Below are 13,180 nucleotides of genomic sequence, written 5' to 3'. Positions count from 1 at the left end.
GGTTACTTGGGTATATACCACCCCTCCTATCTTTCGACTTAATAAAGATAGCCGTTTATCTTACCAACGATTCATCCCATGCAAATCGAGCAAACAACTGCTGCCAAGTCTCATCGATATTGGCTTTCATCACGATTTCTTCATCAGTGAACGGATGCACAAAGCGCAGCGCTGATGCATGCAACAATAAGCGATGGGAATCAAATTCCGTGCGATAAAGTTTGTTGTGTTTACCGTCACCATGCGTCGTATCCCCAACAATTGGATGACGCAGGTGCGCCATGTGGCGACGCAATTGATGCTTACGCCCTGTCTTTGGCTTCATCTCCATCAAACAGTAGCGTGTAGTTGGAAACTTACCCGTAGAGTATGGCACTTCCACTTTCGCTAACGGTTTGTATGCCGTTACGGCGTCTTGCGCTTCTTTCTCTTGTGAAGCGAACTTATCAGCGATCTTATCCAGCTCAACTTTCAAGGCGTAATCAAGAACACCTTCTTCTTCAATCCAGCCTCGAACAATTGCATGATAGGTTTTCTCCATTTTATGCTCAGCAAACATAGGCATCACTTGCGATGCGACTTCACTGGATAAAGCAAAAACCAGTACACCTGAAGTTGGGCGGTCCAACCGGTGCAATGGAAAAACATGCTGACCAATTTGATCGCGCAATGTTTGCATCACGAACTGAGTTTCGTGCTTATCCAACCAACTTCGGTGTACCAACATACCCGCAGGTTTATTAACCGCGACAAAATACTCGTCCTGATAAACGATCTCTAGTACCACTGGCTCAACCGATGGTGATGTTTCTTGTTCTGACATTGAGGTTACTTACATAGTTCGTCGATGGTTCGAATGGTTACCAGTAGCTCGGCGTAATGCGGCTCTTGTTTCCATACTTCTGCAAAATACGGCTCGATAGAAAAGCCTCGAGGTAAAGATTGATTATCTTCAACTAACGCACGCATACGGGCAATAAAGATCCATTGTAACCACTCATGTGGATGCAGCGTGTCAATCGCGAAAGGTTCTGTACTCTGTAGCGCTTCTGCAGAGGGCATAGTTTGTTGCCACAACTCATGATGCTGCAGTTGTGCCTCAAGTTGTTGAAGTAAGTCGACCAATTGGATGTTTGTTGCCATTAATTCCGTCTCGAACCTTGAATTAGCCAAGAATGATACCATTTCTTGTGAAAAGAACATTAGGATGTCGTATTTAATGGAAAACATTCAAACCCTCACTCAGTTGCTAAGCAACAGTCAGTGTGAGTATCAAATCTTCGACCTTGGTCGTCGTATCAAGACCATCGAGCCACAAGTATTTGCTGACGTGGAAAAAGGTCAATGCCCATACCCATTCCCAATGCAGCGAAAAGCACACTTGGCGATCGCATACTGGAATGAGCAAAAGCAACCTTGGATTTGGTTCTTAAAGTTCGAGCTGGATGAGCGAGGTCTGCTAAAGCAAGCGGATATCGGCAACTTCATTAAATACGTCGTAGAAGCGATGGGTACTCGCCTAAGTGAAGAAATGACAGAAGAGCAGCAACAAAAGCTCTCTAACAACCCATACACCTTCAAACCCGCAGAAGAAAAGATGGCAGTCTTCCATAGCCAAGTTCGCGCAAACTTGGACTTACCCACCAGCCAATACTACGAGCATACTCAGCACTACTTTACGGGCGGTTTAGGCTGGGAAAACTGGCAAACAGTTGGTCTGCAAGGTATTACTGATATGGCGGCTCGTCTGGGTAAAGAACAAAATGCCGTGACTTTGCGTAAAGCCCTTAACTACTTACCCAATGAACCGCTATACGCCCTACTTGGTGCGTTAGAGCATGTTGATTTGCAAGAACGTTTGGCTAAGCGCATTGCAGAGAAAGCGCAGCAAGAGATCGAAAGTAACGAGCCCGATCTGTTCTTACTCTCAGCTTTAATCCGCTCTCTAGCAGGCGCACCAACCGAGATTTCCTTGCCAATCTTGAAGGCAATTTTACAAAGCCCACGCTTAAGCCACCAAGAAGTACTAATCGGTATTGCAGGTCGTACGTGGCACCTACTGGCTGATGCTAGCATTGCTGAACAATTTTTATTGCGCCTCGCACAAACTGGTAATCAGGCTTTATTTAATCAGCTATTTGCCGATTTAGTTATGCTGCCAGAGCTAAGAATGGTATTGCTGCCTTTGCTGCACTCTAGCCCATCGGAAGAGCTAGCGACTGCATTGGTGAAACTGCAGCAAGCAACAAAGGGATAATGAAGGATTAGGGATGATCGGTGACCTATTGGCCATTTTAGGACTGTGCTTTTTCTGCTTTTTGTTTTGGCAACAACGACGTCAATCAGAGTTGGCAAAAGCGGCGATTACGCGTAAATGTGAGCAGTTAGATCTTCAACTGGTAAGCATCGCTTTTGGTGCCCATAAACTGAAAACGCCAGACGGAATCTGGCGTTGGCATACAGTGTATCAATTTGAGTTTTCATCTCTTGGTGATGATTGCTACCAAGGTGAATTGACGATGATCGGGTTTAGGCCGCTGAACTTTCACCTACCGCCACATCGCTTGTAAATTCCATTTCAAAGTAAGGGCCGTAAAGGTCCTTGCTCTCTCTCGTCTTTATAAATCCTAGTTTTTCCAGTACTGCCATGGATGCTTTGTGATGGCTATTCACATTTGCTTTGACTTTGTGTAGCCCAAGCTCACGGCATGCTTTCGGGAAAAACGCCTTTAGCGCTTCTGTCGCTAACCCTTTACCCCAATAAGCTTTATCAAAGATAAACCCTAGCTCAGGTTCATGATCTAGGTTTGAAATGAACACGTGTCCCATATAATCACGGCTGGTACTTTCAAGCACCGCCATACTGTGGACATTCTCATCATCCAGAATCTTCTCAAACAGTTGTTTGGCAGAAGACACCGTATGAGGTCCATTCATCTCTGCGCGATTTTTAGCACAGCAATTCAACATCACGAACTCTAGTTGCAACGACTCATTGTAGGGTAGAAGAAGCATTCTTCTGGTTACTATGGTCACATCTGTTCCTTGATTACAGCAAACTTAATTTATCCACATAACAAAAGTTCAATAGCTTTGAACATGTTATGCGGCACATAACGCCTTTTTGAGAAGCCGAAAGTTAAACCAACTGATTGGAAAGGATATTGATCTGGATTGTTTTTTATTCAGTGTTATGAGGAATTTATAAATAATGTGATATTGCCACTTTCAATCATCCCAAAATATAAAAGGGCTTAAATAAGAAAGACCCCGACACAAGCGTATCGGGGTCATAGTCTTACTCGCAGCAGTCCGGCTACTAATTAGTGCTCCATGCATCATCCATAATAGTGGCTGATTCCGTCAGCTTAGTCCTTACGTCGCCGTCCTAGCGGTGTCCTTATCATCCTGATAGCTAACATTCCCCGTTAGCGCACATCACTTGTTCCTTGAGCGGTGTCCCTTGCATCATCCTGATGCTGTCCCTACCTCAATCCTATGAGGGGTCCATTGTCTATCCTTAGTCATCAACATCCTATTGATGATTGTGTCCTTACAATGTCCTACGCTCCTTGCTTGATCATTCATCCTGAATAACCAAATCGTCTTCCTGACGATAACCAAATCCTTGGTGCTTTCCTGTTCCATGTCTGCTTCCTGCCGACAAGGTTTAATTTACGCTTTTCCCTTCAAATCACAATCTACCCTAGAAAATCTTTTGGCAAAAAACTTGGTTAAAAACATGTTAAAACCAAACTTTTCAATAGCTTAGCTTAAATATTTTCTATTTAACTGATGACGAAATCGTTTTCTCTCACAACCACTGTGAGAGATCTCGCACAAGGCTCTGCCGAAATTGCTATTCGCTAAAATCGACCGTGCAAAGTATGATGATAGAAGTCATTTTAGTATGGATAAATTATGTTAACTCAAGACGTCACTAAAGAGCTGGAAGCCGTGATGGAGCAACTGCAACAGCAGGGTAAAGAACCCACTGTGGCTCTGGTAAAAGCTCGCATGAAAACACCTGTGCCTATGCCAGCACTGATTGCGACTATTAAAAGTTGGAAGAGCGCAAACCGCATTCCGAAAGTTGAAGTCGCGGTCCAAAAACCAAAAGAAGAGAATCGCATTGCTGCACTTGAAGAGACAGTAGCCAAATTGACTGCTCGCGTTGAAGAACTCGAAGCGAAATTGAGTGAGAAAACGTCATGAAATTATGGGTAGATGCGGATGCCTGTCCGAAAGTTATTCGCGAAACAATCGTACGCGCGGCTGAACGTACTGGTGTTGAATGTACATTTGTGGCAAACCATGTAGTGCCAGTACCCAAGCGTGCCAATATTCACTCTCTGCAAGTACCAGCGGGCTTTGATATTGCCGACAATGAAATCGTTCGTCGTGTAGAAGCCAATGACTTGGTGATTACCTCTGATATTCCATTGGCAGACGAAGTGATCAGCAAAGGAGCTCAAGCATTAAGTTCACGAGGCGAGTTATATACTAAAGACACCATCAAAGCGCGTTTGAACATTCGTGATTTCATGGACACCATGCGCTCAAGCGGTATTCAAACAGGCGGTCCTGCGGCTCTGTCTCAAACTGAACGCAGAGAGTTTGCTAACCATTTGGATCGTATTTTAGCCAAATTTAAGAAGTAAAACTCTCACCTTTTAAATTGAGCCAGTTGATCAACACCTGGCTCATTAGTGAATATTTTGTACTCAGTCTTGCAAACAAAGCGTGTTATCGCTCCCATTCGCATTGTCTCACTTATTTTTTTAACCTTTTCGATATAGACCCAATATGCAACTTAAATTATTTTGAACGGCGTTTTTAATAACTTTGTAGAAAATAATGGGCTTTAATATCCTTTCCAGTGGAAGCTATCTGCCAGTCAATCAATGGTCAGATCGGGAGATGGATCGCTTCCTAAAATTACCCTCAGGGACTTGTCGAAACAAATTTGATGTTGAATATCGTCATGTAGCCAGCACGAAAGAAACCGCTGTATATATGGCAATGCAAGCGATAATGCAATGTCTCGGCAACACACACTCGCTAAGTTCTGTTGACCTCCTTATTTATGCCAGTGGCACACATCATCAGGCTTTACCTTATGATGCTTCAGCAGTTTTAGCTGCATTAGACGCACCGACATCGCTAGAAAGTTTTGATTTAAACAGTACCTGTTTGTCTTTTCTCTCAGCTCTCAATCTTGCTCAGAACCTTTTCATAGCAAAACGCTACCAACGTATTATTATTGTCACCAGTGAGCTCGCTACGGGCATCACACTGAATCGCAGCTTCACACTCAAACCTGAAGTTGCGACCTTATTTGCCGATGGTGCAGCAGCGTTTTTACTAGAGCAAACAGAGAATGAAGGGCTGATCACAAGCCACTTTGAAACGCATCACGCTGGGTATTCATTCTGTCAAATTAAGGGGGGAGGCAGTCATATCAACCCGCATACTTCAGAGCATCAAGCCTATTTGAAAAACTGCCAATTTGAGATGGAAGGCAAAGCACTGTTTAAGCATGTGCGCAAAACTTTGCCAGCGTTTCTTGAAAAAGGCTTTAGCTCCTCTCCAGTCACTCTTCGCGATATTGACTACTTTCTTCCACACCAAGCGAGTGCTCACGGTTTAAAGAAGTTACCCTCACTTGTCGGTTTACCAAAAGAGAAAACCGTTAATCACTTTTCTACTTTGGGTAACCAAGTCGCTGCGTCACTGCCGATAAATTTGCACTGGCTACGCAACCAACCAGGCACACAAGGGAAACATGTGTTATTGGCGGGCACTGCTGCTGGGCTCTCGTTGGGGATGGGCGTACTTAAATTATGAGAATATTAGTCACAGGTGGCAGTGGTATGCTGGGTAGTGCGATTCTACGAATGTTTCACCAGCAACATGAACTGCACTTTACTGCGCGAAATACTGTCATCGCAAAACAACTCACAGACCAATTCAATGTCACACCGCATTTAATCAATTTAGAGGATAAATCAGCGGTTCATGAAGTATGCCAAGGTATGGATGGGATCATCCATTGCGCTGCACTCTCAAGCCCTTGGGGTAAGTGGGAAGCATTTTATCAATCCAATGTAGATGCCACAAAAAACCTTATCTGCGCGGCGAATGCACATCAGGTACCACGTTTTATCCATATCTCCTCCACCAGCGTCTATTTTGACCACAAAGACAGGTGGAACATCCGAGAAACAGACGATATTGCTTCGCGTTGGTGTAATGATTACGCGCACACTAAATACTTATCTGAACTTGAAGCCATACAAGGGCACAGCAAAACGATCATTTTAAGACCTCGTGGTATTTTCGGTCCGAACGATCGCGCGATTATCCCAAGGGTACTTAAAGCGATAAAAAACGACACACTATTTCTGCCATCCGGGCGAAATCCAGTTGTTGATCTGACTTATGTCGATAATGTTGCCCATGCTGCCATGCTTGCTTGTACTCAAGCGGAACAACTTCAACATGGTGACATCTTCAATATATCCAATAATGAGCCAATGCCGATTGAGACCGTGCTAAGAGCTTTATGTGAAGCATTGGACATAAACGTTAAATTAACATCACTCCCATACCGCTTTGTGTTGCCGTTATTAAAACTCAGTGAGCAAATACGGATGCGCTTACCACACCAACCGGAGCCAAAGCTCACTTCATACAGCGCAGGGCTATTTAACTATCACCAAACTCTAGATATCAGTAAGGCGCAACAAAAGCTGAATTACCAACCACTTTTTTCAGTTCAAGAAGGAATCCAACAGTATGCAGACTGGTCTAAAAATAAAAATCTTTGAGGCTGGGCACTGCGTACACCCTGGTTTTGTCGTCAAGCCCGGCTCTGGGTTAAAACCAAGATCGTTTCCAGCGGCTGTCGCGTTAATTCAACACCCAACTCAAGGTAACATTCTGTTTGACACGGGGTATCACGAGCATTTTTTTCGTGCCACTCGCCCCTTCCCTGAACGCTTTTATGCTTGGACAACCCCATGTCACTATCAAAAAGAGCACGGAATTGTGGCTCAGTTAGCAAAAGAGAAAATCGGACCTCATGAGATTGAACATTTGGTTCTTTCTCATTTCCATGCCGATCACATCGCTGCCGTGTCTGAGTTTGCGCACTCTCAACTACATTGCCAACAAAAAGGAGTGGACGCCCTAACTAAGAGTGGTCGAGTGGGAGGCGTAAGAAAAGGATACCTAAAAGCGCTACTCCCTCAACAACTCGAATCCAACTTGGTCATGCACCGTGATTTTTCCATACCAATTGGTGAAATCCTTCCCCATTGCCAAGGCGTTGATCTGCTTTGTAAAGATATGTTCAACGACGGCTTAGTTTATATGGTGAGTTTACCCGGGCATGCAGCTGGTCAAGTAGGGCTTTTAGCAAAGAGAGAGCAAGGTTGGCTGTTCTTATTAGCAGATGCCTGTTGGTTAATCGAGAGCTTGAGTGAAAACATCGATCAACATTGGCTCGCGAACATGCTTTGCGATGATACCCAAGCTTACAAACAAACACTCGCTGAGTTGAGAAATTGCTACCAGAATACCCATCACTTTGTGCGCTTTGTGCCTTCTCATTGCCAAGCGACAATCCAACAGTTAATTACAGAAGGATGGATAGTGTGAGAACTTTTCTCTCTGAGTTTTGGCGTACACGTTACCGCCCTTTTAGCTCAAGAACACATGTTGAAAAGTGGCAACAAAAACAGATAACACAACATCTGGATTGGGTGTGTCGTCATTCTCCTTATTATCATTCATTTCAAGGAGCGTCACTCTGTGATTTCCCAATCATGAATAAGCAAACCATGATGGAAAATCTTTCTGAGTTAAACACAAAGGGTTTGGATGCAAACTCATTAATGCAACAGGCGTTAGAGGCAGAACAATCACGTAATTTCGCAGCTTCAAAAGTTGGCAATGTAACTGTTGGATTGTCTTCGGGCACCTCTGGTATGCGTGGATTGTTCCTCGCGGATAAACAAGAAACGCAACTCTGGGCAGGCAACATTTTAGGTCGCCTCTTACCCGGCTTGTGGGGAAAACATCGAATTGCTCTTGCCCTGCGAGCCAACAGCCCGTTGTATAAATCCGTAGCAAAAGGTCCCGTTACATTCTTTTATGCTGATTTAAACAAACCTTACCAAGAGTGGATAAAGGAACTAGATGAGTTTCAACCCACGCTTTTGGTTGGTAGCGCTCAAGCCCTTCAACTCTGTGCTCAATTCAGTGGTCAATTTGGTCAGCCAGCGATCCAGCCAAAGCGGATCATTTCTGGAGCAGAGGTGCTAACCGAGAGCGACCGTCACTATATTTCTCAAAAATTCGATAGTGAATTGCATGAAGTCTATCAATGTACTGAAGGTTTTCTTGCGTGCACGGACCAACAAGGACAAATGCGATGGAATCAAGATATTGTCTATATTGAAAAACATTGGCTAAACGCTGAACGCACTCATTACAGCCCTATAATCACTGATTTTCGTCGCAAAACTCAGCCAATTATTCGCTACCAGCTTGACGATATCATTGAGAGCAAACAGGACGACGGCGTATTTGAACCACTCGGAGCCATTGCCGGGCGATGTGGCGACTGCCTAACATTGAACGCAAGCCAAGTACCAGTGTCGGTGCTGCCTGATCTTATTTACCGATCCATCACTTTAGAAATTCAGGATCGTGTCGATTACCGAATCACCCAAACCGGAGCGCAGGCTATTCAAATCGAGGCGGATGTTTACCACCACCCGAGCATTTATCGAGCCCTAGTAAAACTGTTTGATCAACTAAAGCTTGATCCAGTCACATTCAATTATCGCCCCGCTCCGATTTGGACTCCGATGAACAAACAACGACGAGTGGTGAATACATGCGGATTTTAATCACTGGCGCCCGAGCTCCCGTCGCATTAGAGTGGGCAGCAATGTGTATGAACCATGGACACGATGTCGTTCTCACTGATTCATTAGCACAACCTCTGGGGGCGTTTTTACGAGGCATTGAGCATTACGTAAAAACGGCTTCACCTCGATTTTCGTTTCCTACTTACCAGCAACAGATCCTCAATTTACTAACTCAGCAGCGCATTGATATGGTGATACCGACTTGTGAAGAAGTGTACTATTTGGCACACATCGCCCAACAGTGTCCGAGAGTCCATTTTTTTCTACCCAATTCGACATTACTGCGCTTACTGCACAACAAGTTTACCGTCTTTGACCAACTTCGAGATTTACCCGAGATTTCCCTACCTAAAACTCGTTTGGTTACCGATAAATATGACATTGAGATTGATGCTGGCTCAGTACTCAAACCGGTTTACTCTCGATTCGGCGGTGAAGTGATACGAGATATTACCCGTCAGTCTATTTCCACTCTCACGATGTCGACTCAACACCCTTGGGTACAACAAGAAAAAATCCACGGAGCACCTATTTGCAACTACGCGATTTTTGAACATGGTCAAATGAGAGCGCACCAAGCTTATTTACCCAAAAACTGCGTAAATGGCTCTGCCGCTAGTGCATTTCAACCAGTATTTGATGATCGATTAGATGCATTTATGACTGCTTTTGGACACCGGCATCGCTACCATGGTCAAGTTTCATTCGATTTTATCCAGACAAACAATGAGCTATATATAATCGAGTGCAACCCAAGAGCCACTAGTGGTTTACACCTGCTCTCACCGCAATGTATTCAATTGTTTCCCGAACTTGCGTTCTCTTTTCCTACAAAACCGCAGTTACACCATCTAGGTGCGGTTTCGCTTATCGCACAAGGCTTATTATCTCTCTTTAAAACAAATACTTGGCGGGATTGGCTATCTGGCGTCAACGTAATGCAGCAACACAACTTACCGATCAGGAGCCAAATGTTGAGCGTTTTTGAACTGCTTCAATTAGCAAGGAAGAACAAAGTGAAATTGGCTGCGGCTTCAACTGTTGATATAGAGTGGAATGGTGAAGAATTGCCTTCATAATGCCTTTCCATCAAAACAGGTTATCAAGTGAGGAAATGGTCTCGCCAGTTAGCTCCTTATCAAACGTAAAGCGACGCCTACTTCTCCGTTGTAATAATTCACCAATGAAATATAAATCCGAAAACTCCGTTCTCTGTAGTTATAACAAGAAAGGAGTTTTATTTATGAATGCACGGATCGTCCTTCCCCTATCATTACTTTTTGTCTCTGCCACTTCACTTGCCAATCAAGAATCTTTTGGCATTGTGGGAGGCAGCGTTACCTATGGCGAAAACGTCTTTTCCGTCAAAGACAAACCTCAGTTTGGTGCCACCCCTAACTTGTTCTATTCCGGTCCTATCGGTTTTGTCGATGGTAGCTTAGCAAACTGGCAAGCGTTACCTTATGTGGGGCTATCAGCAAACTGGCGTTTCGCGGAAGTCTCCGATACGTTTGCCGATCTGCCAAACGGTATTGACGATCGTGATGGGAATGGTGAGCTTGGTATTACTTTAGGCACTGTTGGCGCGAGATTGACTTATCTGCATGATGTCACCTCAGAACATAATGGCTACGAAGTTCAACTGCATCTCGGTCGGACGCTAGAAACTTGGTTACCGCCGTTTACCCTCACCCCCTTTCTAGAAGTCGATTACCGAGATAAAAAACTCTCTAACCATCTGTACAGTGTTTCAGCACAAGAAGCGGCAGCATCAGGACTAAAAGAATTTAAGGCCGATTCTACTTTTGTTTATCAAGCCGGAGTTATTGGTTTGTATGAGTTCACACCATCTTGGATAGGCATTACAAAGGCTGAATTCATTCATCATGATAGTGAGAGTCCTTTGATTCAGCGTGATGTCGGTTGGTCATTGGAAGTCGGGCTAACGTATCGTTTTGCAGGGCTATAAGTAGACAAAAGCCTGCGATAAACGCAGGCTTTGATTGAGCTGAGTGAAGCTTCTAGTTAAGGCGTGTAGTACGTTGCCGCACCTGGACCTACTGGTAGACCGAATACGAATACCCATAGATAGAATAGAATGCTCCAGCCAACAATGAAGACAATTGAGTAAGGTAGCATGGTAGCAATCAACGTACCGATACCTAAGTTCTTCATGTAGCGTGTGGCTACCGCGAGGATAAGACCGAAGTAGCTCATCATCGGTGTAATGATGTTCGTTGTTGAGTCACCAATACGGTAAGCCGCTTGAATAGTTTCAGGTGCGTAGCCCACCAGCATCAACATAGGTACGAAGATTGGCGCTGTTACTGCCCACTGTGCTGATGCCGAACCAATCATCAAGTTGATGAAGCCACACATTAGGATGAAGGCGAAGAACAACATTGGACCAGTTAGACCAATTTCCTGCAGGAAGCTTGCGCCCGCAACCGCAAATACCTGACCGAAGTTTGTCCACTTGAAGAAAGCAACAAATTGAGCGGCGAAGAATACCAAAACAATGTACATACCCATTGAAGACATTGACTTCGACATTGCATCAATCACATCGCGATCATTCTTCATAGTGCCTACAACGCGACCATAAACAAAGCCTGGTACTGCAAAGAAAACAAAGATAAACGCAACAATACTCTTTAGGAATGGAGAGCCCGCAACCGTACCTGCATCAGAACGCAGAACACCATCAGCCGGAACAATAGTCCATGCCAGTAGTGCAGAAACGACCAGTACTGCGATACCCGCCAGCTTAAGACCTTTCTTCTCTACGTCAGTCAAACCACCCATTTTATCTTGAGATAGGTCTTCTGCCGCTTCTTCATCATTGTATTTGCCAAGTTTTGGCTCAACGATTTTTTCAGTTACAAATGCGCCTGTAATCGCGATGAAGAAGGTAGAAACAAACATGAAGTACCAGTTTACTTCTGGACCAACGGTGTAAGTTGGGTCAATCATCTGCGCTGCTGTTTCAGTAATACCAGACAACAGAGGGTCAACCGTACCGATAAGTAGGTTGGCAGAATAGCCGCCAGATACACCAGCAAACGCAGCGGCTAGACCAGCAAGTGGATGACGACCTAAAGAGTGGAACAGCATCGCCGCTAGTGGAATCAGTACCACGTAGCCAAGCTCAGAAGCCGTGTTTGAAATGATACCAGCGAAAACAACCGTTACTGTAACCATGCGCTGAGATGCGCCCATGACAAGACCGCGCATTGCAGCAGAAAGTAGGCCAGAATGTTCTGCAATGGCAACACCAAGCATCGCAACCAGTACGGTACCTAACGGTGCGAAGCCTACGAAGTTTTTCACTAGGTTAGTTACAATCAGTTGTAAACCTTCAGCATTTAGCAAACTTACAACTTGGATCATGCCATCTGCAGCGCGACCCGGAGCACCTTCAGGGCGAGGGTCAACAACGGAAACTTCAAAGTAACCAGCAATGCCGGACATAACTAGGATTGCGAGACAGAAAATGGCGAAAAGTGTGATTGGGTGGGGTAATAGGTTCCCCAAATATTCAACTGTATCTAAGAAGCGCGTAAATAGTGGCTTCTTTGGCGAGTTTTGTTTCATTGAAGCAGATGAACTCATCTGTTCCCTCCTTGTATTTATTCCTGCGCGTTTGTGACAAAAATGTCACAAAGCTTGCGCAGGGTACTCGACACAAGGGTTAAGTGAAAGTTCAAAACGTTACAGAATGTAACCAATAGTCGAACTTATGACCTATAATCGATAAAAATATAGTTATATCACCCACATATAGATCATAAATCAGAATTATAACTCATCACATTCCATAAATTACCACCATATTTATGGTTATTTCTGCACCGCCTTAAAACGTGGATTCGTTTTGCAAATCACGTATAAACGCCCTCTTCTTTTGACGATTTGACAATCAGGATGGCGGTTTTTTGCACTCTTTAATGACTTAACGACTTTCATCTCTTAATCCTTATCTTTGCCAAATTGCCCAAAACGACGATTGAAGTTCGCAATACGACCTTCTGCTTGTACTACACGTTGCTTCCCGGTATAGAACGGATGAGACGCAGACGATACATCGAGTGTGAAATATGGGTAAGTTTTGCCATCTTTCCATTCAATAGTTCGGTCGGTTTGCAACGTTGAACCCACAACAAAATATTCATCTACGCTAGTATCATGAAATACCACAGGTCGATATTCAGGATGGATACCTGGTTTCATATAACTTGTCC

16 protein-coding genes are annotated in these 13,180 nt (G+C 44.3%); 10 read left to right on the top strand and 6 right to left on the bottom strand.

The features are described 5' to 3' along the window. Positions 1-55: 55 nt before the first annotated feature. Positions 56-823, bottom strand: coding sequence for a tRNA pseudouridine(65) synthase TruC (gene truC, locus VHA02S_RS01110; RefSeq protein WP_005446186.1), 768 nt, complete (start codon positions 821-823; stop codon positions 56-58). A 5-nt stretch (positions 824-828) separates the two neighbouring features. Continuing rightward, on the bottom strand, positions 829-1,143 hold the full coding sequence (locus tag VHA02S_RS01105) for a YqcC family protein (protein WP_038898390.1): 315 nt from the start codon (positions 1,141-1,143) through the stop codon (positions 829-831). A gap of 76 nt (positions 1,144-1,219) precedes the next feature. Here VHA02S_RS01105 and VHA02S_RS01100 point away from each other — a divergent pair, with 76 nt between their 5' ends. Together VHA02S_RS01100 and VHA02S_RS01095 are read left to right on the top strand one after the other, a co-directional pair. Continuing rightward, entirely contained in the window at positions 1,220-2,257 is a 1,038-nt protein-coding gene (locus tag VHA02S_RS01100; protein ID WP_005446188.1) for a DUF3549 family protein, read from the top strand. A 13-nt stretch (positions 2,258-2,270) separates the two neighbouring features. Beyond that, positions 2,271-2,570, top strand: a complete 300-nt coding sequence (locus VHA02S_RS01095; protein WP_005446190.1) for a DUF3301 domain-containing protein — start codon at positions 2,271-2,273, stop codon at positions 2,568-2,570. Here VHA02S_RS01095 and VHA02S_RS01090 read toward each other — a convergent pair. Then, positions 2,530-3,015: a GNAT family N-acetyltransferase gene (locus VHA02S_RS01090; RefSeq protein ID WP_005446192.1), complete on the bottom strand. Its 486-nt coding sequence runs from the start codon at positions 3,013-3,015 to the stop codon at positions 2,530-2,532. The genes VHA02S_RS01095 and VHA02S_RS01090 overlap by 41 nt on opposite strands. Positions 3,016-3,921: 906 nt before the next feature. Between VHA02S_RS01090 and VHA02S_RS01080 the strand changes: the two genes are divergently transcribed. The 8 genes from VHA02S_RS01080 (at position 3,922) to VHA02S_RS01045 (ending at position 10,908) form a co-directional block, all read left to right on the top strand. Next, positions 3,922-4,215 carry a hypothetical protein gene (locus VHA02S_RS01080; RefSeq protein ID WP_005446195.1) on the top strand — a complete coding sequence of 98 codons (294 nt, stop codon included), beginning with the start codon at positions 3,922-3,924 and terminating at the stop codon, positions 4,213-4,215. Further along, positions 4,212-4,661: a YaiI/YqxD family protein gene (locus tag VHA02S_RS01075; protein ID WP_005446198.1), complete on the top strand. Its 450-nt coding sequence runs from the start codon at positions 4,212-4,214 to the stop codon at positions 4,659-4,661. The genes VHA02S_RS01080 and VHA02S_RS01075 overlap by 4 nt, the downstream gene beginning before the upstream one ends. 196 nt (positions 4,662-4,857) lie before the next feature. Further along, the gene (locus VHA02S_RS01070; protein ID WP_026000230.1) at positions 4,858-5,847 is read left to right on the top strand and encodes a ketoacyl-ACP synthase III; all 990 of its coding nucleotides are present in this window, start codon (positions 4,858-4,860) and stop codon (positions 5,845-5,847) included. Continuing rightward, complete coding sequence (locus VHA02S_RS01065; RefSeq protein WP_026000229.1) at positions 5,844-6,830, top strand: NAD-dependent epimerase/dehydratase family protein; 987 nt, start codon at positions 5,844-5,846, stop codon at positions 6,828-6,830. Before VHA02S_RS01070 ends, VHA02S_RS01065 begins: the two co-directional genes overlap by 4 nt. After that, positions 6,799-7,662: an MBL fold metallo-hydrolase gene (locus tag VHA02S_RS01060; protein ID WP_038898382.1), complete on the top strand. Its 864-nt coding sequence runs from the start codon at positions 6,799-6,801 to the stop codon at positions 7,660-7,662. The genes VHA02S_RS01065 and VHA02S_RS01060 overlap by 32 nt, the downstream gene beginning before the upstream one ends. Continuing rightward, a complete protein-coding gene (locus tag VHA02S_RS01055) occupies positions 7,650-8,918 on the top strand; it encodes a F390 synthetase-related protein (RefSeq protein WP_029790436.1) in 1,269 nt (422 codons plus the stop codon). The genes VHA02S_RS01060 and VHA02S_RS01055 overlap by 13 nt, the downstream gene beginning before the upstream one ends. After that, entirely contained in the window at positions 8,906-10,018 is a 1,113-nt protein-coding gene (locus VHA02S_RS01050) for an ATP-grasp domain-containing protein (protein ID WP_038898381.1), read from the top strand. Before VHA02S_RS01055 ends, VHA02S_RS01050 begins: the two co-directional genes overlap by 13 nt. 164 nt (positions 10,019-10,182) lie before the next feature. Beyond that, positions 10,183-10,908: a MipA/OmpV family protein gene (locus tag VHA02S_RS01045; protein WP_038898380.1), complete on the top strand. Its 726-nt coding sequence runs from the start codon at positions 10,183-10,185 to the stop codon at positions 10,906-10,908. Positions 10,909-10,964: 56 nt separating this feature from the next. Here the strand turns inward: VHA02S_RS01045 and VHA02S_RS01040 are convergent, their stop codons facing one another. The 3 genes from VHA02S_RS01040 to VHA02S_RS01035 form a co-directional block, all read right to left on the bottom strand. Then, entirely contained in the window at positions 10,965-12,551 is a 1,587-nt protein-coding gene (locus VHA02S_RS01040; RefSeq protein WP_029790433.1) for an AbgT family transporter, read from the bottom strand. 228 nt (positions 12,552-12,779) lie between these two features. Beyond that, complete coding sequence (gene ykgO / locus VHA02S_RS25155; protein ID WP_004744821.1) at positions 12,780-12,905, bottom strand: type B 50S ribosomal protein L36; 126 nt, start codon at positions 12,903-12,905, stop codon at positions 12,780-12,782. 3 nt (positions 12,906-12,908) lie between these two features. Beyond that, entirely contained in the window at positions 12,909-13,169 is a 261-nt protein-coding gene (locus tag VHA02S_RS01035) for a type B 50S ribosomal protein L31 (protein WP_005446212.1), read from the bottom strand. Positions 13,170-13,180 lie beyond the last annotated feature (11 nt).

This window comes from Vibrio harveyi NBRC 15634 = ATCC 14126 = KCTC 12724, from assembly GCF_001591145.1.
Classification (GTDB): Bacteria; Pseudomonadota; Gammaproteobacteria; order Enterobacterales; family Vibrionaceae; genus Vibrio; species Vibrio harveyi.
This window is presented reverse-complemented; position numbering and strand designations above follow the sequence as displayed.